The following is a 23,179-nucleotide window of genomic DNA, read 5'->3' as shown; positions in this document are numbered from 1 at the left end:
CCCCTGAAACCGACGTAGCCTGGTCCAACCCCGCCCCGGCCCGTTGCAAAAGGCTATGAGGCCAGTGTACAAATGGCCCGCTGCTGTCAGGAATTCGTCTTCAAAAGCGCTCTCGCGCCCTTCTTGAACACCCCTAAAAACGTAGCCCTATTGGTAAGACGCGACATTTAATGTCAATATCGCGCCTTCCCCTATTTCGTCGCCCCGTGCGGCTTTCGCCGCAGGTCTCGCCCGTTGTCACAATAAACAAGGCTTTGAGTATCTGCGGTCTGTTGCAAAAAGGTAGTTAATGATGAGCGCAAGGCACTTTCTCTCCCTGATGGATTGCACGCCCGAAGAGCTGGTCAGCGTGATCCGTCGAGGCATTGAGCTTAAAGACCTGCGTAACCGCGGCGTACTGTTCGAGCCTTTGAAAAACCGCGTTCTCGGGATGATTTTCGAGAAGTCGTCGACCCGCACCCGCGTGTCTTTTGAAGCCGGCATGATCCAACTGGGTGGCCAAGCCATCTTTCTGTCCTCGCGTGACACGCAGTTGGGCCGTGGCGAACCCGTCGCCGACAGCGCTCGCGTCATGTCGCGCATGCTGGACGCTGTAATGATCCGCACCTTTGCCCACAGCACCGTGACCGAGTTTTCCGAAAATTCGCGGGTTCCAGTGATCAACGGCCTGTCCGACGACCTGCATCCCTGCCAGTTGCTGGCCGACATGCAAACGTTCCTGGAACACCGTGGCTCGATCCAGGGCAAGACCGTGGCCTGGATTGGCGACGGCAACAACATGTGCAACAGCTATATAGAAGCGGCGATCCAATTCGACTTCCAGCTACGCGTGGCCTGCCCTGAGGGCTACGAGCCGGATGCGCGCTTCCTGGCACAGGCCGGTGATCGCGTCACCCTCGTGCGTGACCCACGTGACGCCGTGCTCGGCGCGCACCTGGTCAGCACCGACGTCTGGACCTCAATGGGCCAGGAAGACGAAACCGCCAAGCGCCTGGCCCTGTTCGCGCCGTTCCAGGTCAACCGCGCCCTGCTCGACCTGGCCGCGCCGGACGTGCTGTTCATGCACTGCCTGCCCGCGCACCGTGGCGAGGAAATCAGCCTCGACCTGCTCGACGATGAGCGTTCGGTCGCCTGGGACCAGGCCGAAAACCGCCTGCATGCCCAGAAGGCCTTGCTCGAATTCCTCGTGCCGCCGTCGTACCACCACGCATGAGCCAGCCACTTCTGCTGAACCTGCGCAATCTGGCATGCGGCTATCAAGATCAACGGGTGGTGCAGAACCTCAATCTGCACCTCAACGCAGGTGATATCGGCTGCCTGCTCGGCTCTTCGGGCTGCGGCAAGACCACCACCCTGCGCGCGATTGCCGGCTTTGAGCCGGTGCACGAAGGAGAAATCAGCCTGGCGGGCGAAGTGATCTCCAGTGCCGGCTTCACCCTGGCACCAGAGAAACGTCGCATCGGCATGGTGTTCCAGGACTACGCGCTGTTTCCCCACCTCAGCGTGGCCGACAACATCGCGTTCGGCATCCGTAAACATCCGCAAAAGGACCGCGTGGTCGCCGAGCTGCTGGAACTGGTCAACCTGAAGAACCTGGGCAAGCGCTTCCCCCACGAACTGTCCGGCGGCCAGCAGCAACGTGTCGCCCTCGCCCGCGCCCTGGCGCCGGAGCCACAACTGTTGCTGCTCGACGAACCCTTCTCCAACCTCGATGGCGAACTGCGACGCAAGCTCAGCCATGAAGTGCGCGACATCCTCAAGGCGCGCGGCACCAGCGCGATCCTGGTCACCCATGACCAGGAAGAAGCCTTCGCCGTCAGCGACCAAGTCGGCGTGTTCAAGGAAGGCCGGCTGGAACAATGGGACACGCCTTATAACCTCTATCACGAACCGCAAACACCTTACGTCGCCAGCTTTATCGGCCAGGGTTACTTCATCCGTGGTCAATTGAGCTCGCCCGAGTCTGTCAGCACCGAACTGGGCGACCTGCGCGGCAATCGCGCCTACACCTGGCCGACCGGAGGCGCGGTGGATGTACTGCTGCGCCCGGATGACATCGTCTATGCGCCGGACAGCACGCTCAAAGCGCGGATCGTCGGCAAGACCTTTCTCGGTGCGTCGACCCTGTACCGCCTGCAGCTGCCGACGGGCGCACAGCTGGAGTCGATTTTCCCCAGCCATGCGGATCATCAGGTCGGGGCGGATGTGGGGATTCGTGTGGCGGCTGAACATCTGGTGCTGTTCCAGGCGTCGGGCAGCACCGCCGCGCAGATCCCTCAGGTTGATTCTGGTGTACGCCGTTACAGCCCGGCCAACTGATTACCTGAAAACACAGAGAACAAATGTGGGAGGGGGCTTGCCCCCGATAGCGGTGTAGCAGCTGAACATAAGCTAACTGACACTCAGCGATCGGGAGCAATCCCCCTCCCATGCTGGAGCTCCACCGGGCCTGAGATTACTCCCTGCCAATCGGCGCGAATTTGGCTTGGGTATGCTCAGCCAGCACCGCCGCCGGCAGCTCAACTTCCAACCCCCTCCTCCCCGCACTCACATGAATCGTCGCAAACTGTTGCGCCGTTACATCAATGAATGTGCGCAAACGCTTCTTCTGCCCCAACGGGCTGATACCGCCCAAGAGGTAACCGGTGGAACGCTGGGCCGCAGCAGGGTCGGCCATTTCGACTTTTTTCACCCCCGCTGCCTGCGCCAGGGCTTTCAAGTCCAGACTTCCGACGACCGGCACCACCGCCACCAACAATTCGCCCTTTTCACTGCTGGCCAATAAGGTCTTGAACACCTGCGCCGGGTCGAGGCCCAATTTTTCTGCGGCCTCCAGGCCATAGGAGGCCGCCTTGGGGTCGTGTTCATAACTGTGGATTCGATGTTCGGCGCGAACTTTTTTCAACAGATCCAATGCGGGGGTCATGGCGTCTCCGGCGGTGGCAAACAGATGGCCGATTCTAGGCCAAGCCCACGTAAAACGCTCTAGGGCGTGCCTTTCTTCAAGCGATGTTCGGTGAGGCAAGCATGATCATTCATCAAACCCATAGTTATAAAGTGACCCACCGTTCACTTTCGACCTTTGACAGCGGTCATTCTTGTCTATATTTTTTCGTTTCCGAATACTGTAGGAATACACCTACAGCATTCCAGTATTAAGCCGTGCCTTGGATGGGGATCCTCGTCACGGTGAACATCGCGCAACCGCCCGTTGAGACGGTGCGCCAGACAAGAACAACAATTGAGGTTTTCCATGACAACTGCTCTTCAACAGCCTTCACTTTCGAGCCAATGCATGGCCGAATTCCTGGGGACTGCGCTTCTGATCTTCTTCGGTACAGGATGTGTCGCTGCGCTCAAGGTCGCGGGTGCCAGCTTTGGTTTGTGGGAAATCAGCATTATCTGGGGGATCGGCGTCAGCATGGCGATCTACCTGAGCGCCGGGATTTCCGGGGCTCACCTCAATCCGGCCGTCAGCATCGCACTGTGCCTTTTCGCCGATTTCGAAAAGCGCAAACTGCCCTTCTATATCCTCGCCCAAGTGGCCGGTGCGTTCTGTTCAGCGGCGCTGGTCTACACGCTCTACAGCAATCTTTTTTTCGATTACGAACAAACCCACCATCTGGTGCGCGGCACCCAAGCCAGCCTGGAATTGGCGTCGGTGTTCTCCACCTACCCCCACGCGCTGCTGAGCACCGCCCAGGCATTCCTGGTGGAAATGGTCATCACCGCGATTTTGATGGGCGTGATCATGGCCCTGACCGATGACAACAACGGCCTGCCACGCGGCCCGTTGGCCCCACTGCTGATCGGCCTGTTGATTGCAGTGATCGGCAGCGCAATGGGCCCACTGACCGGCTTTGCGATGAACCCGGCGCGGGATTTCGGGCCCAAGCTGATGACCTTTTTCGCGGGCTGGGGTGAAATGGCCTTTACTGGCGGTCGCGATATTCCTTACTTCCTGGTACCGATTTTCGCACCGATTGTCGGCGCATGCCTGGGTGCTGCGGCCTATCGCGGGCTGATTGCCCGTCACCTGCCGAGCGCCGCACCTGCTATAGCTGAAACACCTGACACGGCTGTCAACGGCAACACCCGTATTTCCTGATAGCGCCAGCCTGGCCCTCCTGCCCTTTGAGGCCCAGGCTGATTTCTGACTTCCTTATTTTCGTGCAAGGCAATCGACATGACCGACCTTCAGAATAAGAACTACATCATTGCCCTCGACCAGGGCACCACCAGTTCCCGGGCGATCATCTTTGATCGTGACGCCAACGTGGTGTGCACCGCACAGCGTGAATTCGCCCAGCATTACCCGCAGGCGGGCTGGGTCGAGCACGACCCGATGGAAATCTTCGCCACCCAGAGCGCGGTGATGGTCGAAGCCCTGGCCCAGGCCGGACTGCACCATGACCAGGTCGCCGCCATCGGTATCACCAACCAACGTGAAACCACCGTGGTATGGGACAAGGTCACCGGCCGCCCGATCTACAATGCAATCGTCTGGCAGTGCCGCCGCAGCACCGAGATCTGCCAGCAGCTCAAGCGCGATGGCCATGAACAGTACATCAGCGACACCACCGGCCTGGTCACCGACCCCTACTTCTCCGGCACCAAGCTCAAGTGGATCCTCGACAATGTCGAAGGCAGCCGCGAGCGTGCGCGCAACGGCGAGCTGCTGTTCGGCACCGTGGACAGCTGGCTGATCTGGAAATTTACCGGCGGCAAGACCCACGTCACCGACTACACCAACGCCTCGCGCACCATGCTCTTCAACATCCACACGCTGGAGTGGGACGCGAAGATGCTGGAGATCCTCGACATCCCGCGGGAAATGCTGCCGCAAGTGAAGTCCTCCTCGGAAATCTACGGCCGTACCAAGAGCGGCATCGCCATCGGCGGGATCGCCGGTGACCAGCAAGCGGCGCTGTTCGGCCAAATGTGCGTGGAAGCCGGCCAGGCCAAGAACACCTACGGCACCGGTTGCTTCCTGCTGATGAACACCGGCGACAAGGCCGTGAAGTCCAAGCACGGCATGCTCACCACCATCGCCTGCGGCCCGCGTGGCGAAGTGGCCTACGCCCTGGAAGGCGCGGTTTTCAACGGTGGCTCCACCGTGCAGTGGCTGCGTGACGAGTTGAAGATCATCAACGACGCCCACGACACCGAATACTTCGCCGGCAAGGTCAAGGACAGCAACGGCGTGTACCTGGTCCCAGCCTTCACCGGCCTGGGTGCTCCGTATTGGGACCCGTACGCCCGTGGCGCGCTGTTCGGCCTGACCCGTGGCGTACGCGTGGATCACATTATTCGTGCAGCCCTGGAGTCGATTGCCTACCAGACGCGTGACGTTCTCGACGCCATGCAGCAGGATTCCGGCGAACGCCTCAAAGCCCTGCGGGTAGACGGCGGCGCGGTAGCCAACAATTTCCTGATGCAATTTCAAGCCGACATCCTTGGCACCCAGGTCGAGCGCCCCCAAATGCGTGAAACCACCGCGTTGGGCGCCGCCTACCTGGCCGGTCTGGCCTGCGGTTTCTGGGGCAGCCTGGACGAGTTGCGTGGCAAGGCGGTGATCGAGCGCGAATTCGAGCCCCAGCTGGATGAAGCGGCCAAAGAGAAACTCTACGCCGGCTGGCAAAAAGCGGTCAGCCGCACCCGCGACTGGGAACCGCACGAAGGCGCTGAATAAGCCAAGCGCCGGTTGTAACTGGTCGGGAGCAGATTCCTGCGTCATCATGGGCCACTTTTGTATGGCAGCCCAAAGGACGCCCCATGAATCTGCCTCCCCGCCAACAACAAATCCTCGAACTGGTCCGCGAACGCGGCTACGTGAGTATCGAGGAAATGGCGCAGTTGTTCGTTGTCACCCCGCAAACCATCCGCCGCGATATCAACCAGCTGGCGGACGCCAATCTGCTGCGCCGCTACCACGGCGGCGCGGCCTATGACTCCAGTGTCGAAAATACCGCGTACGCCATGCGTGCCGACCAGATGCGCGACGAGAAACAGCGCATCGGCGAAGCCATCGCCGCACAAATCCCCGATCACGCCTCGCTGTTCATCAATATCGGCACCACTACCGAGTCGATCGCCCGTGCGCTGCTCAATCACAACCACCTGAAAATCATCACCAACAACCTCAACGTCGCCACCATGCTCAGCGCCAAGGATGACTTCGACGTGCTGCTGACCGGCGGCAATGTGCGGCGTGACGGCGGTGTGGTGGGCCAGGCCAGTGTCGACTTCATCAACCAGTTCAAGGTCGACTTTGCCTTGGTCGGTATCAGCGGCATTGATGAGGACGGCAGCCTGCTGGACTTCGATTATCAGGAAGTCAGGGTTTCCCAGGCGATCATCGCCAATGCACGCCAAGTGATCCTCGCGGCGGACTCCAGCAAATTCGGGCGCAATGCCATGATTCGCCTGGGGCCGATCAGCCTGGTGGACTGCCTGGTGACCGACCAGCAGCCGGTGCCGGCGTTGGTGCAGTTGCTCAATGAGCATAAGGTTCGGCTGGAAGTCGTGTAGCGCCTGTACCGCCGCCATCGGGGGCAAGCCCCCGATGACGATCCATCTGACACCCACCTTCCCAGTCTCATGTTCACAATTCTTCCTTTCCCCACCCTTCGATGAGTTTTTTCAATCGAATTCGAGTGGCTGCGCCCGCGTTTATCAGCTACCATTTTCGCAAATGAACATTAATGTTCGAATTCCAAGACGAAAAAATCGCGAGGCCAGCCGATGAACCCTTCCACCTTGCCTGCTCCACCGCTTGCCGAAGTCTATGACGTTGCCGTTATCGGCGGCGGGATCAACGGCGTCGGCATCGCAGCAGACGCAGCCGGTCGCGGTTTGTCGGTATTCCTTTGCGAAAAGGACGACCTGGCCAGCCACACGTCCTCTGCCAGCAGCAAGCTGATCCACGGCGGCCTGCGCTACCTGGAACATTACGAATTCCGCCTGGTGCGCGAAGCCCTGGCCGAACGCGAAGTGCTGCTGGCCAAGGCCCCGCACATCGTCAAGCAGATGCGCTTCGTATTGCCACATCGCCCGCACCTGCGCCCAGCGTGGATGATCCGCGCCGGCCTGTTCCTGTACGACCACCTGGGCAAGCGCGAAAAGCTCGCCGGCTCCAAAAGCCTTACGTTCGGCGCCGACAGCCCGCTGAAAAGCGAAATCACCAAGGGGTTCGAATATTCCGACTGCTGGGTCGATGACGCCCGCCTGGTGGTGCTCAACGCTATGGCCGCCCGCGAAAAAGGCGCGCACATCCACACCCAGACCCGTTGCGTCAGCGCGCACCGCAGCAATGGTATGTGGGACATGAACATGGAGCGCGCCGACGGCAGCCTGTTCTCGATCCGCGCTCGCGCATTGGTGAACGCAGCCGGCCCGTGGGTCGCCAAGTTCATCAAGGACGACCTGAAGCTGGATTCGCCCTACGGCATCCGCCTGATCCAGGGCAGCCACCTGATCGTGCCAAAACTGTATGAAGGCGCCCATGCGCACATTCTGCAGAACGAAGACCAGCGTATCGTCTTCACCATTCCGTACCTGAACCACCTGACGATCATCGGCACCACCGACCGCGAATACACCGGCGACCCGGCAAAAGTAGCGATCACCGAAGGTGAAACCGACTACATGCTCAAGGTGGTCAACGCGCACTTCAAGAAACAACTGAGCCGCGACGACATCGTCCATACCTACTCCGGCGTGCGCCCGCTGTGCAATGACGAGTCGGACAACCCATCGGCCATCACCCGCGACTACACATTGTCGCTGTCCGGCGGTACGGGCGAAGCGCCGATCCTGTCGGTGTTCGGCGGCAAACTCACCACCTATCGCAAGCTCGCCGAGTCGGCGATGGCCCAACTGGCGCCGTACTTCACCCAGATGCGCCCCAGCTGGACCGCCAAGGCCAGCCTGCCGGGCGGCGAAGACATGACCTCGCCAGAAGCCCTGGCCGAGGCCATTCGCAGCAAATTCGACTGGGTGCCGAGCGAGATCGCTCGCCGTTGGTCCACCACCTACGGCAGCCGTACCTGGCGCCTGCTCGAAGGCGTGCAATCGCTGGCCGACCTGGGTGACCACCTGGGTGGCGGCCTGTACACCCGCGAAGTCGACTACCTGTGCGCGCAAGAATGGGTAACCCAACCCCAGGACGTGTTGTGGCGTCGCACCAAGCTTGGCTTGTTCACCACTCCGCAAGAACAGGACAACCTGCAACGCTACCTGTCCAAGGTTGAGCAGGACCGCAGCAAGATCCAAGCAGCCTGATTCCCCCCGATGCAGGCGCGAGCTCGCTCGCGAAAAAACTCGACAGCGCCGCGTTTACCCAAAATAAACGCGGCGTTTTTTGTGTTTCTTCGTGAGCAAGCTCTTTCCTACAGAAGCCCTACAGCATTCGGTTTTCCGAACACGACACTGCAACCTATTCGGTTTGCCGGATCAGACGGTTATATATTTGCCGTCACACAAAGTTAATCATCATATAAATCATATAGTTAACCTTTTTAGCATGGCCTGGCACGACTCATGCTCTACACTCTTGGACGATTGTCTGGGACGCCTCAGGAGCCGTCACGGGCATTCGCTGTACAAGAGAGCCGTCTAACTGGCTTCATAAAAAAAACAAATGTCGAGGAAGTATTGATGCGCATCGTTCCCCATATCCTGGGCGCAGCTATCGCTGCTGCTCTGATCAGCACTCCAGTCTTTGCCGCCGAACTCACCGGCACACTGAAGAAAATCAACGACTCCGGCACTATCACCCTCGCTCACCGCGACAGCTCCATTCCGTTTTCCTACATCGCGGATGGTTCGGGCAAACCAGTTGGCTACTCCCACGACATCCAACTGGCTGTCGTCGAGCAACTGAAAAAAGACCTGAACAAGCCCGACCTGAAGGCCAAGTACAACCTGGTTACCTCGCAAACTCGTATTCCGCTGATCCAGAACGGCACTGCGGACCTTGAGTGCGGCTCCACCACCAACAACGCCGAGCGCGCCCAGCAAGTCGACTTCACTGTCAACATCTTCGAAATCGGCACCCGTCTGCTGGTCAAGAAAGACAAGGAAGGCAAGCCGTCCTACGCTGACTTTGCTGACCTCAAAGGCAAGAACGTCGTGACCACCGCGGGCACCACGTCCGAGCGCATCATCAAAGCGATGAACGCCGACAAGCAAATGGGCATGAACGTCATCTCCGCCAAAGACCACGGCGAATCCTTCCAGATGCTCGAAAGCGGCCGTGCCGTTGCGTTCATGATGGACGACGCCCTGCTGGCCGGCGAAGAAGCCAAGGCCAAGAAGCCGGATGATTGGGTAATCACCGGTACTCCACAGTCCTTCGAAGCCTATGCATGCATGGTTCGCAAAGGCGACCCAGACTTCAAGAAAGCCGTGGATGGCGCCATCACCGCGCTGTACAAGTCCGGCGAGATCAACAAGATCTACAGCAAATGGTTCGAAAGCCCGATTCCACCTAAAGGCCTGAACCTGAACTTCCCAATGAGCGACAAGGTTAAAGAGCTGATCGCCAACCCAAGCGATAAGCCAGCGCCTGACGTAAAAATCTGACACTGATCTAACCTTATCTCCTGAGGGAGCCAACCCTCCCTCAGGCGTCTGTGATTACCTGCTGGCTTTACTTTGGAACACTCGACCTGGCGGTTTCCGAGCCGATCGCGTGTGCCTGGCGTTCATCGTCAGGCGGGAATGGATTTTCCCCAAGCGGGTGCTTGTACATCGATCGATTTCGAGGGGAGACCCTAATGAATTACAACTGGGACTGGGGCGTGTTCTTCAAGTCCACCGGCGTGGGCAGCGAGACGTATCTCGACTGGTACATCGCCGGCTTGGGCTGGACCATTGCCATCGCTGTCGTGGCATGGATCATCGCCTTGCTGCTGGGCTCCATTCTGGGGGTCATGCGCACTGTGCCAAACCGCCTCGTATCGGGCATCGCGACCTGCTACGTGGAACTGTTTCGTAACGTGCCGCTGCTGGTGCAGCTGTTCATCTGGTATTTCCTGATACCCGACCTGCTGCCGCAAAACCTGCAGGACTGGTACAAACAAGACCTGAACCCGACCACCTCGGCCTACCTGAGCGTCGTCGTGTGCCTGGGCCTGTTCACCGCCGCCCGTGTGTGTGAGCAAGTGCGCACCGGCATCCAGGCGCTGCCACGGGGCCAGGAATCGGCCGCGCGCGCCATGGGCTTCAAGCTGCCGCAGATCTACTGGAACGTGCTGCTGCCACAGGCCTACCGCATCATCATTCCGCCGCTTACATCGGAATTCCTCAACGTGTTCAAGAACTCCTCCGTGGCGTCCTTGATCGGTTTGATGGAACTGCTGGCACAAACCAAACAGACTGCCGAGTTTTCGGCCAACCTGTTTGAAGCCTTCACCCTGGCCACGCTGATCTACTTCACCTTGAACATGAGCCTGATGCTGCTGATGCGCCTGGTCGAGAAGAAAGTCGCCGTGCCCGGCCTGATCTCCGTGGGGGGTAAATAATGGACCTCGATTTCAGCGGCATCATCCCCGCCATTCCGGGCCTGTGGAACGGCATGGTCATGACCTTGCAGTTGATGGTCATGGGCGTGGTCGGCGGTATCGCGTTGGGTACCGTACTGGCGCTGATGCGCCTGTCATCCAGCAAACTGCTGTCGCGTGTGGCCGGCGCCTACGTGAACTACTTCCGCTCGATCCCGCTGCTCCTGGTGATCACCTGGTTCTACCTGGCGGTGCCGTTCGTGTTGCGCTGGATCACCGGCGAAGACACCCCGATCGGTGCGTTCACCTCCTGCGTCGTGGCCTTCATGATGTTCGAAGCCGCGTACTTCTGTGAGATCGTGCGGGCCGGCGTGCAGTCGATCCCCAAGGGCCAGATGGGCGCAGCGCAAGCGATGGGCATGACCTATGGCCAGACCATGCGCCTGATCATCCTGCCCCAGGCGTTCCGCAAGATGACCCCGTTGCTGCTGCAACAGAGCATCATCCTGTTCCAGGACACCTCGCTGGTCTACACCGTGGGCCTGGTGGACTTCCTCAACTCCGCCCGCTCCAACGGCGACATCATCGGCCGCTCCAATGAGTTCCTGATCTTCGCCGGTGTCGTCTACTTCATCATCAGCTTTTCCGCCTCGCTGCTGGTCAAGCGTCTGCAAAAAAGGTTTGCCGTATGATCTCTATCAAGAACATCAACAAGTGGTATGGCGACTTCCAGGTGCTGACCGATTGCAGCACTGATGTCAAAAAAGGCGAAGTGATCGTGGTGTGCGGGCCTTCGGGCTCGGGCAAGTCCACCCTGATCAAGTGCGTCAACGCGCTGGAACCGTTCCAGAAGGGCGACATCGTGGTCGACGGCACCTCCATCGCCGACCCGAAGACCAACCTGCCGAAACTGCGTTCGCGCGTGGGCATGGTGTTCCAGCACTTCGAACTGTTCCCGCACCTGACCATCACCGAAAACCTGACCATCGCGCAGATCAAGGTACTGGGCCGCAGCAAGGAAGAAGCCACCAAGAAAGGCCTGCAACTGCTGGAGCGCGTGGGCCTGTCGGCGCACGCCCACAAGCACCCGGGCCAACTCTCCGGCGGCCAGCAACAGCGTGTGGCGATTGCTCGCGCCCTCGCCATGGACCCGATCGTCATGCTGTTCGACGAACCGACCTCGGCCCTTGACCCGGAAATGGTCAACGAAGTGCTGGACGTGATGGTGCAACTGGCCCAGGAAGGCATGACCATGATGTGCGTAACCCACGAAATGGGCTTCGCCCGCAAAGTGGCCGACCGCGTGATCTTCATGGACGCTGGCAAGATCATCGAAGACTGCCCGAAAGAAGAATTCTTCGGCGACATCAGCGCCCGTTCCGAACGTGCGCAGCACTTCCTTGAGAAAATCCTGCAACACTAAGCCCCGGTGGATAGGGCCTGCTGTGTGATGAGCGGGCCCGCTCACCACACCACACTAGGCCCTCTCACCACCGAGCTCATCATCAAAAAAACAGGCTCCTGCACCATTGCTGGTTGACCCAAGGCATCTGTGATGAAATGCGACCCCAACCAATTTCGCGCCGCACCGCCATCACTTGCCGTGAAACCTCGCCTGATTCGCCAACTGTTCCTGCCGCCGTTGATCATCGCCCTGATGATCGGCCTGGGTTACATCGGCTTCTGGATCAGTGAGTACTACGGCATCCGCACCCTCAGCGACACGGGCGAGCGCCAGTTGGAGCTGCATGCCCGCACCGTTGAAAGTGAACTGAGCAAATACACCTACCTGCCCAGCCTGCTGGAGCTGGAGACCAGCGTCTCGCAGTTGCTCGCCGACCCGAGCCAGGAAACCCGCAAGAGCGTCAACGATTACCTCGAAGGCCTGAACCGACGCAGTCGCAGTCGGGCCATCTATGTGATGGACACCACTGGCCGGGTGCTGGCCACCAGTAACTGGCGCGATGCCGACAGTTACCAGGGTGAAGACCTGTCCTTCCGTGCCTATTTCCAGAACGCTGTGCGAGGCCAGCCCGGACGTTTCTACGGCATCGGCAGCACCAATGGCGAACCCGGCTATTACCTGGCCCACGGGCTGGAAGAGCACGGCAAGATCATCGGCGTCGCAGTGGTCAAGGTGCGCCTCGAAGCGCTGGAAGAACGCTGGCAACGCGCGCGCCTGGAAGCCTTTGTCAGCGACGAGAATGGCATCATCATCCTCTCCAGCGACCCGGCCCGCCGCCTCAAGGCCGTGCGTCCGTTGAGCGATGAGACCAAGGATCGCCTGGCCCACAGCCTTCAATACTACTGGGCCACGCTGAACGCGCTGGAACCGCTGGCCCGCGAGCGCCTGAACGAAGGCACCGAAAAACTCACCTTCCCGGCCAACAGCGAAGTGGTCAACGACGAACACGAAGTCAGCTACCTGGCGCAAACCCGCCCGCTCAACGACACACCGTGGAACTTCACCCTGCTCACCCCGCTCAACGACCTGCGCCGCGCCGCGATCAACCAGGGCATCCTGGTGGCTGTCGCGTTTGGCCTGGTGGCATTCCTGCTGATTGCCTGGAATGAGCGGCGCAAAGTCATCGCCACCCGCCTCGCTGCGCGGGAGGCCTTGCAGGAAGCCAACAGCCAACTGGAACGTCGGATTGCCGAACGCACCGCCGACCTGCGCGCCAGCAACGAACGGCTCAAGGGCCAGATCCGCGAACGACGCCAGGCCGAAGAAACCCTGCGCCGCGCCCAGGATGAGCTGGTGCAGGCCGGCAAACTCGCCGCCATCGGCCAGATGTCCACCAGCATCGCCCATGAACTGAACCAACCGCTGGCCGCGCTGCGTACCCTGTCCGGCAACACCGTGCGTTTCCTCGAACGCGGCGCCCTGGACACCGCCAGCGCCAACCTCAAGACCATCAACGAACTGATCGACCGCATGGGCCGTATCACCGCTAGCCTGCGCTCGTTTGCCCGGCGCGGTGACGACCAGGGCGAGGCCAGCCTCACCAAGGCGGTGGACGCCGCGTTCCAGGTACTCGGCGCACGCCTGGACAACCTGCCGCTGACCGTGCACCGCGGCTTCGACCCGGCCCAAGTGCAGATCGATCAGACGCGCCTGGAGCAGATCCTGGTCAACCTGATCGGCAACGCCCTCGACGCCATGCAAGCGCAACCGGCCCCTGAGCTGTGGCTGGAAGGCAGCGTCGCCGAGGGTAAATACCGCCTGCAGGTGCGCGACAACGGCCACGGCATCGACGCCGAGGCACGCAAGCATTTGTTCGAACCGTTCTTCACCACCAAGCCCGGCGAGCAAGGCCTGGGCCTGGGCCTGACCCTGTCCGCCAGCCTCGCGGCGGCCACCGGCGGCAACCTCGCCGTGGAGCATCCGGCCAGCGGTGGTACTGCCTTTGTCCTGAGCCTGCCGTTGGTGGGCGCTCAACAAGCTGAGTCGACATGAATATTGATCCTCAAGCACTCACCGTATTGATCGTCGAAGACGACCCCCACGTACTGCTCGGCTGCCAGCAGGCCTTGGCCCTGGAAGACATCCCCAGCGTCGGCGTGGGCAGTGCCGAAGAGGCCTTGAAGTGCATCGGCGAAAACTTTGCGGGCATTGTCATCAGCGATATCCGCCTGCCGGGCATCGATGGCCTGGAGCTGCTCACCCGCCTCAAGGCCCTGGATAAAAGCCTGCCGGTGGTGCTGATCACCGGGCATGGCGACATCTCCATGGCCGTGGGCGCGATGCGCAATGGTGCGTACGACTTCATGGAAAAACCCTTCTCGCCCGAGCGCCTGGTGGACGTCGCCCGGCGCGCCTTGGAACAACGCGGGCTGGCGCGGGAAGTCTGGTCGCTGCGCCGCCAGTTGGCCGAGCGTGACTCGCTGGAAGGCCGCATCATCGGCCGCTCCCCGGCCATGCAGAACCTGCGCGAATTGATCGCCAACGTCGCCGACACGTCGGCCAACGTGCTGATCGAAGGCGAGACCGGCACCGGCAAGGAACTGGTCGCCCGTTGCCTGCATGATTTCAGCCGCCGCCATTCGCACCAGTTTGTCGCCCTCAACTGCGGCGGCCTGCCGGAAAACCTGTTCGAAAGCGAGATTTTCGGCCACGAAGCCAACGCTTTCACCGGCGCCGGCAAACGCCGCATCGGCAAGATCGAACACGCCCACGAAGGCACGCTGTTCCTCGATGAAGTGGAAAGTATGCCGATCAACCTGCAGATCAAGCTACTGCGGGTCTTGCAGGAACGCACCCTCGAACGCCTCGGTTCAAACCAGAGCGTGGCGGTGGATTGCCGGGTAATCGCCGCCACCAAGTCCGACCTCGACGAACTGAGCCGCGCCAGCCAGTTCCGCAGCGACCTGTACTACCGCCTCAACGTGGTCACCCTGGAACTGCCGCCTTTGCGCGAACGCCGCGAAGACATCCTGCAACTGTTCGAACACTTCCTGCAGCAGTCGTCCCTGCGTTTCGACCGCACGGCGCCGGAGCTGGACAACCAGACCCTGTCCAGCCTGATGACCCACGACTGGCCCGGCAACGTGCGGGAGTTGCGCAACGTCGCCGAACGTTTTGCCCTGGGCCTGCCCGCCTTCAAGAAAAGCGGCGCCAGCAGCGGCAACCAGGGCCTGGCCTTTACCGAAGCGGTGGAAGCCTTTGAGCGCAACCTGCTCAGCGACGCCCTGCAACGCAGCGGCGGCAACCTGACCCAGGCCAGCCTGGAACTGGGGATGGCCAAAACCACCCTGTTCGACAAAGTCAAAAAATACGGGTTGAGCCACTGATGGATCTATTCTTGAAGGCCGCTCTCGGGGCGGCGGTGGTGCTGATTTTGGCCGCATTGGCCAAGACCAAGAACTATTACATCGCCGGGTTGGTGCCACTGTTTCCGACCTTTGCGTTGATCGCCCATTACATCGTCGGCAAGGGCCGCTCGGTGGACGACCTGAAGACCACGATCCTGTTCGGGATGTGGTCGATCATTCCGTACTTTGTGTATCTGGCGACGTTGTATGTGCTGGTGGATCGGATGCGGTTGGAGGCGTCGCTGGCCTTGGCGGCGGTAGCGTGGTTGATGGCCGCGACGGTGCTGGTCAGCGTCTGGGTGCGCCTTCACACCTGACACCCCACACTTGGATTGAGGCGTGTCAGCGGACGATCTTGTCGACCTGGATGCCCAGCTTCTTCAAGCGATACCAGAAACTCCTCTCCGAAATCCCGATCTTCGCCGCCGCCGCTGCCTGCACCCCATGACTCTCCTGCAACGCCGCCAGTATGTAAGCCTTCTCCACCTCCGCCAGCGCCGCATCCAGGTCCTGGGGAATGCCCGGTCCGTCGCTGAGGATCGCCGTCACACCGCCCTCGCTCGGCTTCGAAGCAAACAGGTAACCCGGCAAGTCGATATCCTCGATGACGGGTGAGGCCGCCACGATCGTCGCGCGCTCCACGCAGTTTTGCAGCTCGCGGATATTGCCCGGCCAGTGATACGCGGCCATAGCCTGCAACGCCTCGGGGCTGAAGCCGGTGATGCGTTTGCCCGCAGTGGCGCTGAGGGTGTGGGCGAAGTGCCGGGCCAGGGGTGCGATGTCCTCCACACGTTCGCGCAGGGCCGGCAGCGGGATCGGGAACACGTTGAGGCGGTAATACAAGTCTTCGCGAAATTCCTTGTTGGCCACCGCCTCCAGCAGGTTCTTGTTGGTGGCGGCGATCACCCGCACATCCACCTTGCGTTCGCGAGGGTCGCCCACCGGTTCGATCACCCGCTCCTGCAACGCACGCAGGATCTTGGCCTGCAACGCCAGGGGCATGTCGCCCACTTCGTCGAGAAACAGCGTGCCCTTGTCGGCCTGCATAAAGCGCCCTACCCGGTCGGCCACGGCGCCGGTAAATGCGCCTTTGCGATGGCCGAACATCTCGCTTTCCAGCAGCCCCTCCGGGATCGCCGCACAGTTGACCGCGACAAAGGGTTGGTCAGCACGGCTACCGTGCTTGTGGATGGCACGGGCGACCATTTCCTTGCCGGTGCCGCTTTCGCCGGTCAGCAGAATGGTCGCGCTGCTGTCGCGCACGGAATCGACCGCTTGCAGCACCGTGCGAAACGCCGGGCTGTCGCCGACCAGGCTATCGAACTGCGCATGCTCGTTCAGCTCGGCGCGCAGGCGCGCGTTGTCGCGCAGGATGTCGCGAAACTGCAGGGCCTTGGCCACGGTGATGTCCAGCTCGTCGATATCGAACGGCTTGGCAATGTAGTCATAGGCGCCATTGCGCATCGACTGCACGGCGTTTTTCACCGTGCTGTAGGCGGTCATCACGATCACCGGCACATGGGGGTAGCGCACCTTGATCTCAGCCAGCAGCGCCGGCCCATCCATGCCAGGCATGCGCCAGTCGCTGATCACCAGGTCGATGTCTTCCTGTTCCAGCACCTTGAGCGCGTGCAGGCCGTTGCCGGCGATAAACACCTGGATGCCGTTCTGGCCCAGGGCCGATGCCAGCAGATCGCAGAGCTTGGGTTCGTCGTCGACCACCAGAATGTTATGCGTCATGACTGTCCTCGTCGTCTTCGCCCATCGCTGGAATGTACAGACTGAAGGTGGCGCCGGCATCTTTCTCGCTGGCGCATTCGATGCTGCCATCGTGACTTTCCATGATCGAATAGACCTTGGCCAGGCCCAAGCCGGTGCCCGAGGCCTTGGTGGTCACGAAAGGCGTAAAGATGCGCTCGACCATCTCTGCCGCAATGCCCTGGCCGGTGTCGGCAATGCTGATCACGGTGTTGGCGCCGAGCGTGCGAATACCCAGGGTCAGGCGCCCGCCGTCGGGCATCGCGTCGATGGCGTTGAGGATCAGGTTGAGGCACGCCTGCTTGAGTTGCTTGGCATCCGCGTAGATCATCGCGCCCGGCGCCTGGTCGTCGATCTGCGCATCGATGGTATTGGTCGCCAGTTCGGGCGCGCAAAAGCCGAGGATTTCCTCCACCAGCGGGCGAGCCGGCTGCAACACGCGCAGCGGCGGATTCGGCTTGGCAAAATCGAGAAACTCGGTGATCAACTCGTTGATGCGGCTGACCTCACTGATCACGTATTCCAAGTGGCGCTTGTCGGTATCCGGCAGGTCAGCGCGGCGGTGCAGCAACTGGGTGGCGGTCTTGATGATGCCCAGCGGGTTGCGGATCTCGTGGGCCAGGCCCATAGCGACTTCGCCCAGGGCATGCAGGCGATCGCGCCGGCGCAACTGGGCTTCGAGGTGATGCAACTCGCCCAGGCGCTCGGTCATATGGTTGAAGGTGCTACTCAGCTGCGCCAACTCGTCGCCGCCGCTGACCGCTACACGGTGCGTGTAGTTGCCCGAAATCACCGCGCCCACGCCTTGGGACAAGTCCCGCAACGGCCGGGTCAGGCGTCGCGACACCAACACCCCCGCCGCCAACGACAGCGCCGAGCTGACCAGGAATATCAAGACGAACAGGTTGCTCTGGTTAACCAGCCCCACCAGGCTGCTATGGCGCAGCAGGCCGCTGAAAATCACGCCTTGCAGGTCGCCGGCGTCGTTGAAGATCGGCCAGTACAAACCGCTGTAGTTATTGGTGAACTGCTCGCTGGGCTGCTTGGTGCTGCGCATCGCGGTTTCGACGTTCTTGGGAATGCGCGCGGGGTGGTCCTCGAAGCGTTGGGTCGAGAAGATTTCCGAGAAGCCGTCCGGGTTGGCCAGGTACAGGCGCAGGTCGAGGGAATGCACGTCGGCCACGCTGGTGAGGAAGCTGCTGTCGAGATAGGTCGCCACCAGCAATTGGTAATCGACGCCGTCTTGGTTGGTGTCAAAGGTGGAGACCACAATGCCGGTGCTCACCCCCGCCACCTGCACAGTCTGCAACACCGCGTTGCTGGTCAGGCTGATCTGCTTGACGATGTCATCGGCGGCGGTGCTGAACACGGTTTTGTGGTCGCTGACGCGGATCAGCGCCACCACGTCGATGTCCGTGGCATCGGCGATGTCGGACGTCAGCCGGTCGTGCCGCGCCGCTTGTTTGCTCTCGGGCGGGCTGGTGTAGCGCAGGAACAGTTTGGCCATGCGCGCGTTGTCGTGAAGGATGTCGCCGATCTCGTCCTTGACGATTTTGGTCGACTCTTGCAGCCAGATCCGCACGTTGCTGTCGAAAATCTGCGACAGCGTGGTGGCGGCCAGCTCCGCGGCGATCATGGTGGGCACCACGCTGACCAACCAGAACGCCAGCACCAGCTTGCGCTGGACGCTCCAGCGCGAAATGGCAAAGGGACGGGCTTTCTGGCGGGTCTTGGTGATCATCGTGTTTCGCTTATCGCAGCAGCCATGGCAGGGTCGGAACGGTCCGGTCGAATAAACAGTTTTACTAACGTGAGCAGGCCGTTGACCAGCCGGTTGCGGTGGCGAAAAAACACGCTGTTGCCCTGGAACTCGCAGCCCAGGCGCAGCTTACTGGCATACCCGGCCTGGCCGCACTCGTACAGCGCGATCTTGTGTTCAATACAGTAGTCGACGTTGGTCAGCCAACTGCGAAAATACAGGTTGTAGTCACGGGTAAACGCCACGTCATGCCCAAAGAACTTGTCCACCAGCCGGTGCTCGTCCACCAGCATCAGGTTGAATGCCACCAGTTGCTCGTCCACCCAGTAAAGCGCACACACTGCGCGTGATTCAAGGCGTTCGAGCACGCCGGTGAAGTAGCCTGCCGGCAGGCGTTCAAATTGCAACTCGGCCCGCGTGAGCGTGGCTTCGTACAGGCGCATGACCTCGGGCAGCACGTCATCGATATTGCGCCGCCACTCCACCCGTGGTCCGGGAGCGCGCAGCTTGCGGCGCAAGTCTTTGCGAGTGGATTTGCCCAGGGAGCCGAGGTAGGCGTCCACCGAGCCGTAGGGCAGCGGCAATACACCGCTGGGCAGGCTCGGCATCGTTTGGAAACCGCCAGCGCGGCAACTTTCGGCCCAGTGCGGATCGTTGCTGGGTGCGTCCTTGACGGCCAGCAGGCTGATACCGGCGTCGTCCGCGTCCTGGCGGGCAACGTTCAGCAGGTGCTTGAGCAACAGCGGGCGGCGCGATTCGGGGACATGGCTGGCAAACCCGACGTCACAGCGCTCGGCCACTGGCGAGCCGATGGCATACAGGCCCAATTGCAACACGCCCGGCCACAGGCGTTCCAAGCGTTCGGCGAAACGTTTGCCGGCGCCTGACACCGTGGTGTCGAGGCGGTAATGGGTGATGAACGCGGGCGCCACGGCCACCAACGTTCCATCTTCGTAAACGGCCAGGTAGCGCCACTGGAAATCTGCGATGGCGGCGGTTTCCACGGCGACGTAATAATCCCAGTCCTCCAGGGCACCGGGGAAGCAGTCGTTCCACGCACTGCGCTGGAGGGCCCGGATGGTGGGGAAGGCTTGGGTGGTGATCACATCATTTCCGTAGTTATGGCCTGGGGTGAGCGGGCTTTTTGTGGTGAATGGGGCTTTTTGTGGTGAACATGCTTTTTGTGGTGAACATGCTTTTTGTGGTGAACAGGCTTTTTGTGGTGAGCGGGCTTGCCCCGCGCTGGGCTGCGCAGCAGCCCCAATCCAGGCAATGAGTTTCTTTAGCTAGACCGCAATGGCAGGTTTTGGGGCGGCTTCGCCACCCAGCGCGGGGCAAGCCCGCTCACCACAGCAAGCCCGCTCACTACAACAAGCCTGCTGGCCAAGGGAAACCTGCCGCTGGATAAAGTCAGCACTCAACTCAATCACCCGCCGGTATTGCAGGTCGACGGTGATCATGTGGTAGCAGTTATCCAACAGAATCTTGGTCACTGGCCCGCCCAGGTGGCGCTCGACGTAGTCGGCATTCCAGCGGCTGGTAATGTCGTCCTCGATGGAATGCAACACCAGCGCCGGCACGTTGATCCGGGGCATGCGTTTCTTGACCACCGCGTTCATCCAGTGCAATTCGCGCACGGTGACGCCTTCCATGGTCAACAACCCCGCTTCGCTGCTCTCGCCCTCTTTCATCTGGCGTTCAACAATCGCTCGCAGGCGCTCGTTCTTGATGCCGTAGGGCGGTTTCTCGGTGAAGCGGAACAAGCGCACACCGAAAGGAATGCGGATCAGCAACGGTGTGATGAACGCCATTTTGTTGATGCTCCAGCCGTCGTACTTCAAGGTGGTCGAGTACATCAGCAACCCGGCGACCTGGCCCGGATGCTCCGACGCCACATACATCGACATCACCGCGCCCATAGACAAACCACCGACAAACACCTGCGCATGCCGCTGCTTGACCTGCACAAAGGTCTTGCGCACGCCTTCGTACCAGTCCCGCCAGCCGGTGGCCTGCAGGTCGCTGTTGTCACCGCAGTGCCCGGCCAGGGTGGGCACGTACACCGTGCAGTTGCCCGCCTTGGCCAGGCCCTTGGCGACCTGGCGCAGTTCGGTCGGGGTGCCGGTCAGGCCGTGGATCAACAGGATCCCGACCGGCCCCTCACCGAGAACGAAACCGGCATCACCTTCACCGAGGTCGATCTCTGCCCGTTTCACCGTGTGGTCGCTCGCACCAGCAACTGCTCGAGCAGCTTCAGGCCCAGGTCGATTTCCGGGTAGCTGATTTCCAGGGACGGCGCCAGGGTGATCACGTTCTTGTAGTAACCGCCCACGTCGAGGATCAGGCCGAGTTTCTGGCCATCCACCACCATGTCGCCTTTCATGCCTTCTTCGACCATGTAGTCCAGGGTCGCCTTGTCCGGCGTGAAGCCGTCCGGGCCGCAGATTTCGCAGCGCAGCGCCAGGCCCAGGCCGTCGACGTCGCCGATGATCGGGAAGCGTTTTTGCAGGTCCTGCAGGCCTTCGAGGAAGTATTTGCCCTTGGCCATGACCATCGCGCCGTAGTCGACTTCGTTGGTCATCTTGAACATTTCCAGGCCCACCGCGGTGCCCAACGGGTTGGAGGCGAACGTGGAATGGGTCGAACCTGGCGGGAAGATCTTCGGGTTGATCAACTCTTCACGGGCCCAGATACCGCCCAGTGGGTTGAGGCCGTTGGTCAGCGCCTTGCCGAACACGATCACATCCGGCTGCACGTCGAAGTGTTCGATCGACCACAACTTGCCGGTGCGGTAGAAGCCCATCTGGATTTCGTCGGACACCATCAGGATGCCGTGCTGGTCCAGCACATGCTTGAGTTCACGGTAGAAGTTCATCGGCGGGATCACGTAGCCGCCGGTGCCCTGGATCGGCTCGACGTAGAACGCGGCGTATTCGCTCTGGCCGACTTTCGGGTCCCACACGCCGTTGTATTCGGTCTCGAACAAGCGGGCGAATTGCTGCACGCAGTGGCTGCCGTACTCTTCCTTGGTCATGCCTTTGGGGCCACGGAAGTGGTACGGAAACGGGATGAACTGCGCACGTTCGCCGAAGTGGCCGTAGCGACGACGGTAGCGGTAGCTGGAGGTGATCGACGACGCGCCGAGGGTGCGCCCGTGGTAACCGCCTTCGAAGGCGAACATCAGGCTCTTGCCGTTGGTGGCGTTGCGTACCACTTTCAGCGAGTCCTCGATGGACTGCGAACCGCCGACGTTAAAGTGCACGCGACCGTCGAGGCCGAACTTGTTCTTGGCGTCCACCGCGATCATTTCCGACAGCTCGATCTTGCCCTTGTGCAGGTACTGGCTGGCGATTTGCGGCAGGGTGTCGATCTGCTGTTTCAGCGCATTGTTCAGGCGCGGGTTGGCGTAGCCGAAGTTGACCGCCGAGTACCACATTTGCAGGTCGAGGTAGGCCTGGTCTTCGGTGTCCCACACGTAGGAGCCTTCACAGCGGCTGAAAATACGCGGCGGCTCGATGTAGTGAACGGTGTCGCCGTAGGAGCAGTATTTGGCTTCTTTATCCAGAAGGATCTGGTCGTCGGCGGTAGCGATGCGGATATCAGACATGGTGGAAAATTTCCTGGGTGTCGGCAGTGAAGGAAGTCGCGTTGGCGGCAATGCCTTGCGGCAGTTGCGCCAGCAACGCAGGCACTTGGGCAAAGGTGTCGAAGCGCGCATGGGGAATCTGGTGGGCGACGCAATACTCGGCGAGGCTGCCCTTGGCGAACACAAAGTCGGCGGTGGCGGCCACGCACATATCGGACTTGCCGTCGCCGATCACCAGCACGCGCTTGTTGCGCGGCGTGGATTTGCACTTGCAGTTGCCGGACGCGGCGCGGCAGGCATCGCTTGAGTGGGGGAAGTCGATGCGCCAGCTGTTCTGGTCGACCTGGCGCAGGCGGTTAGCGAGGATCGGCAGCAAGGTCACGTAATTGCGCGACAGGATCCGCGCGATGCCTTGTTCGATGCCGTCGCTGACCACTTCGAGGGACGCGCCCAGGCCGATCACGTGATCGACGAAATCCGGAAAGTCCGGGTCGATTTCAACGCTGTCGAAATACGCCAGCAACTCGCTGGGCGTGGCCTTGATCAACGCCAGTTGGCGGCTCAGGCATTCGCGTGAACCGATATGCCCGTCCAGCCATTGCTGCTCGATGGTTTCCCACTCGGGGCCGGCGAAGCGTTGGAGGACGTTGTCGATGACATCGGTGGGGGTGATGGTCCCGTCGAAGTCGCACACGATATGCCAGTCAATCATTGTGGTTACCTTGATGGAGTGCGCTGTCTGCGCTTTCACCAGGGGTA

Annotated in this window: 20 protein-coding genes; 13 read left to right on the top strand and 7 right to left on the bottom strand. The window is 60.9% G+C overall.

Features of this window, described 5'->3' with window-relative positions:
- Positions 1 to 292: 292 nt before the first annotated feature.
- Positions 293 to 1,213 carry an ornithine carbamoyltransferase gene (argF, locus tag PspS35_RS06355; RefSeq protein ID WP_159933210.1) on the top strand — a complete coding sequence of 307 codons (921 nt, stop codon included), beginning with the start codon at positions 293 to 295 and terminating at the stop codon, positions 1,211 to 1,213.
- On the top strand, positions 1,210 to 2,319 hold the full coding sequence (locus PspS35_RS06350; protein ID WP_159933209.1) for an ABC transporter ATP-binding protein: 1,110 nt from the start codon (positions 1,210 to 1,212) through the stop codon (positions 2,317 to 2,319). Before argF ends, PspS35_RS06350 begins: the two co-directional genes overlap by 4 nt.
- A 136-nt stretch (positions 2,320 to 2,455) precedes the next feature.
- Here the strand turns inward: PspS35_RS06350 and ybaK are convergent, their stop codons facing one another.
- On the bottom strand, positions 2,456 to 2,926 hold the full coding sequence (gene ybaK / locus PspS35_RS06345) for a Cys-tRNA(Pro) deacylase (RefSeq protein ID WP_159933208.1): 471 nt from the start codon (positions 2,924 to 2,926) through the stop codon (positions 2,456 to 2,458).
- A gap of 327 nt (positions 2,927 to 3,253) precedes the next feature.
- Here ybaK and PspS35_RS06340 point away from each other — a divergent pair, with 327 nt between their 5' ends.
- The 11 genes from PspS35_RS06340 (at position 3,254) to PspS35_RS06290 (ending at position 15,634) form a co-directional block, all read left to right on the top strand.
- Positions 3,254 to 4,108 carry an MIP/aquaporin family protein gene (locus tag PspS35_RS06340; RefSeq protein WP_159933207.1) on the top strand — a complete coding sequence of 285 codons (855 nt, stop codon included), beginning with the start codon at positions 3,254 to 3,256 and terminating at the stop codon, positions 4,106 to 4,108.
- 78 nt (positions 4,109 to 4,186) lie between these two features.
- Positions 4,187 to 5,692, top strand: coding sequence for a glycerol kinase GlpK (gene glpK, locus PspS35_RS06335; protein ID WP_159933206.1), 1,506 nt, complete (start codon positions 4,187 to 4,189; stop codon positions 5,690 to 5,692).
- Positions 5,693 to 5,775: 83 nt separating this feature from the next.
- Positions 5,776 to 6,531 (top strand): DeoR/GlpR family transcriptional regulator, encoded by a 756-nt coding sequence (locus tag PspS35_RS06330; RefSeq protein WP_017526345.1) that lies wholly within the window; start codon positions 5,776 to 5,778, stop codon positions 6,529 to 6,531.
- Between the two features lie 213 nt (positions 6,532 to 6,744).
- A complete protein-coding gene (glpD, locus tag PspS35_RS06325; protein WP_159933205.1) occupies positions 6,745 to 8,283 on the top strand; it encodes a glycerol-3-phosphate dehydrogenase in 1,539 nt (512 codons plus the stop codon).
- A gap of 375 nt (positions 8,284 to 8,658) precedes the next feature.
- Complete coding sequence (locus PspS35_RS06320; protein WP_159933204.1) at positions 8,659 to 9,585, top strand: glutamate/aspartate ABC transporter substrate-binding protein; 927 nt, start codon at positions 8,659 to 8,661, stop codon at positions 9,583 to 9,585.
- 194 nt (positions 9,586 to 9,779) lie between these two features.
- Positions 9,780 to 10,526, top strand: a complete 747-nt coding sequence (locus PspS35_RS06315; RefSeq protein ID WP_017738299.1) for an amino acid ABC transporter permease — start codon at positions 9,780 to 9,782, stop codon at positions 10,524 to 10,526.
- Positions 10,526 to 11,197, top strand: coding sequence for an ABC transporter permease subunit (locus tag PspS35_RS06310; RefSeq protein WP_159933203.1), 672 nt, complete (start codon positions 10,526 to 10,528; stop codon positions 11,195 to 11,197). Before PspS35_RS06315 ends, PspS35_RS06310 begins: the two co-directional genes overlap by 1 nt.
- Positions 11,194 to 11,928: an amino acid ABC transporter ATP-binding protein gene (locus PspS35_RS06305; protein ID WP_017526340.1), complete on the top strand. Its 735-nt coding sequence runs from the start codon at positions 11,194 to 11,196 to the stop codon at positions 11,926 to 11,928. The genes PspS35_RS06310 and PspS35_RS06305 overlap by 4 nt, the downstream gene beginning before the upstream one ends.
- 132 nt (positions 11,929 to 12,060) lie before the next feature.
- On the top strand, positions 12,061 to 13,962 hold the full coding sequence (locus PspS35_RS06300; protein ID WP_159933202.1) for a sensor histidine kinase: 1,902 nt from the start codon (positions 12,061 to 12,063) through the stop codon (positions 13,960 to 13,962).
- On the top strand, positions 13,959 to 15,296 hold the full coding sequence (locus PspS35_RS06295; protein ID WP_159933201.1) for a sigma-54 dependent transcriptional regulator: 1,338 nt from the start codon (positions 13,959 to 13,961) through the stop codon (positions 15,294 to 15,296). The genes PspS35_RS06300 and PspS35_RS06295 overlap by 4 nt, the downstream gene beginning before the upstream one ends.
- Positions 15,296 to 15,634, top strand: coding sequence for a GlpM family protein (locus PspS35_RS06290; protein ID WP_122309818.1), 339 nt, complete (start codon positions 15,296 to 15,298; stop codon positions 15,632 to 15,634). The genes PspS35_RS06295 and PspS35_RS06290 overlap by 1 nt, the downstream gene beginning before the upstream one ends.
- Positions 15,635 to 15,659: 25 nt before the next feature.
- Here the strand turns inward: PspS35_RS06290 and PspS35_RS06285 are convergent, their stop codons facing one another.
- The 6 genes from PspS35_RS06285 to PspS35_RS06260 all read right to left on the bottom strand — a co-directional run bounded on the left by PspS35_RS06285 (position 15,660) and on the right by PspS35_RS06260 (position 23,132).
- Positions 15,660 to 17,057, bottom strand: coding sequence for a sigma-54 dependent transcriptional regulator (locus tag PspS35_RS06285; protein ID WP_159933200.1), 1,398 nt, complete (start codon positions 17,055 to 17,057; stop codon positions 15,660 to 15,662).
- Positions 17,047 to 18,816 carry a HAMP domain-containing sensor histidine kinase gene (locus PspS35_RS06280; RefSeq protein WP_159933199.1) on the bottom strand — a complete coding sequence of 590 codons (1,770 nt, stop codon included), beginning with the start codon at positions 18,814 to 18,816 and terminating at the stop codon, positions 17,047 to 17,049. Before PspS35_RS06280 ends, PspS35_RS06285 begins: the two co-directional genes overlap by 11 nt.
- Positions 18,813 to 19,940: a GNAT family N-acetyltransferase gene (locus PspS35_RS06275; protein ID WP_159933198.1), complete on the bottom strand. Its 1,128-nt coding sequence runs from the start codon at positions 19,938 to 19,940 to the stop codon at positions 18,813 to 18,815. Before PspS35_RS06275 ends, PspS35_RS06280 begins: the two co-directional genes overlap by 4 nt.
- 180 nt (positions 19,941 to 20,120) lie before the next feature.
- Entirely contained in the window at positions 20,121 to 21,050 is a 930-nt protein-coding gene (locus tag PspS35_RS06270; RefSeq protein WP_159933197.1) for an alpha/beta fold hydrolase, read from the bottom strand.
- Positions 21,047 to 22,441: an aminotransferase class III-fold pyridoxal phosphate-dependent enzyme gene (locus PspS35_RS06265; RefSeq protein ID WP_159933196.1), complete on the bottom strand. Its 1,395-nt coding sequence runs from the start codon at positions 22,439 to 22,441 to the stop codon at positions 21,047 to 21,049. The genes PspS35_RS06270 and PspS35_RS06265 overlap by 4 nt, the downstream gene beginning before the upstream one ends.
- The gene (locus PspS35_RS06260) at positions 22,434 to 23,132 is read right to left on the bottom strand and encodes an MtnX-like HAD-IB family phosphatase (protein ID WP_159933195.1); all 699 of its coding nucleotides are present in this window, start codon (positions 23,130 to 23,132) and stop codon (positions 22,434 to 22,436) included. Before PspS35_RS06260 ends, PspS35_RS06265 begins: the two co-directional genes overlap by 8 nt.
- Positions 23,133 to 23,179: the final 47 nt, after the last annotated feature.

Origin of the sequence: Pseudomonas sp. S35 (assembly GCF_009866765.1) — a bacterium.
GTDB lineage: Bacteria > Pseudomonadota > Gammaproteobacteria > Pseudomonadales > Pseudomonadaceae > Aquipseudomonas.
Note: the sequence above shows the minus strand (reverse complement) of the source record. Positions and strands in the feature narration are given on the sequence as shown.

Bases quoted from the DNA above. Each gene is read 5' to 3' on its own strand.
- PspS35_RS06295 (WP_159933201.1), top strand. From the start codon at position 13,959: ATGAATATTGATCCTCAAGCACTCACCGTATTGATCGTCGAAGACGAC.
- glpK (WP_159933206.1), top strand. From the start codon at position 4,187: ATGACCGACCTTCAGAATAAGAACTACATCATTGCCCTCGACCAGGGC.
- ybaK (WP_159933208.1), bottom strand. From the start codon at position 2,926: ATGACCCCCGCATTGGATCTGTTGAAAAAAGTTCGCGCCGAACATCGA.
- PspS35_RS06285 (WP_159933200.1), bottom strand. From the start codon at position 17,057: ATGACGCATAACATTCTGGTGGTCGACGACGAACCCAAGCTCTGCGAT.
- PspS35_RS06290 (WP_122309818.1), top strand. From the start codon at position 15,296: ATGGATCTATTCTTGAAGGCCGCTCTCGGGGCGGCGGTGGTGCTGATT.
- PspS35_RS06320 (WP_159933204.1), top strand. From the start codon at position 8,659: ATGCGCATCGTTCCCCATATCCTGGGCGCAGCTATCGCTGCTGCTCTG.
- PspS35_RS06310 (WP_159933203.1), top strand. From the start codon at position 10,526: ATGGACCTCGATTTCAGCGGCATCATCCCCGCCATTCCGGGCCTGTGG.
- PspS35_RS06265 (WP_159933196.1), bottom strand. From the start codon at position 22,441: ATGTCTGATATCCGCATCGCTACCGCCGACGACCAGATCCTTCTGGAT.
- argF (WP_159933210.1), top strand. From the start codon at position 293: ATGAGCGCAAGGCACTTTCTCTCCCTGATGGATTGCACGCCCGAAGAG.
- PspS35_RS06330 (WP_017526345.1), top strand. From the start codon at position 5,776: ATGAATCTGCCTCCCCGCCAACAACAAATCCTCGAACTGGTCCGCGAA.
- PspS35_RS06315 (WP_017738299.1), top strand. From the start codon at position 9,780: ATGAATTACAACTGGGACTGGGGCGTGTTCTTCAAGTCCACCGGCGTG.
- PspS35_RS06260 (WP_159933195.1), bottom strand. From the start codon at position 23,132: ATGATTGACTGGCATATCGTGTGCGACTTCGACGGGACCATCACCCCC.
- PspS35_RS06350 (WP_159933209.1), top strand. From the start codon at position 1,210: ATGAGCCAGCCACTTCTGCTGAACCTGCGCAATCTGGCATGCGGCTAT.
- PspS35_RS06305 (WP_017526340.1), top strand. From the start codon at position 11,194: ATGATCTCTATCAAGAACATCAACAAGTGGTATGGCGACTTCCAGGTG.
- PspS35_RS06340 (WP_159933207.1), top strand. From the start codon at position 3,254: ATGACAACTGCTCTTCAACAGCCTTCACTTTCGAGCCAATGCATGGCC.
- glpD (WP_159933205.1), top strand. From the start codon at position 6,745: ATGAACCCTTCCACCTTGCCTGCTCCACCGCTTGCCGAAGTCTATGAC.
- PspS35_RS06280 (WP_159933199.1), bottom strand. From the start codon at position 18,816: ATGATCACCAAGACCCGCCAGAAAGCCCGTCCCTTTGCCATTTCGCGC.
- PspS35_RS06300 (WP_159933202.1), top strand. From the start codon at position 12,061: ATGAAATGCGACCCCAACCAATTTCGCGCCGCACCGCCATCACTTGCC.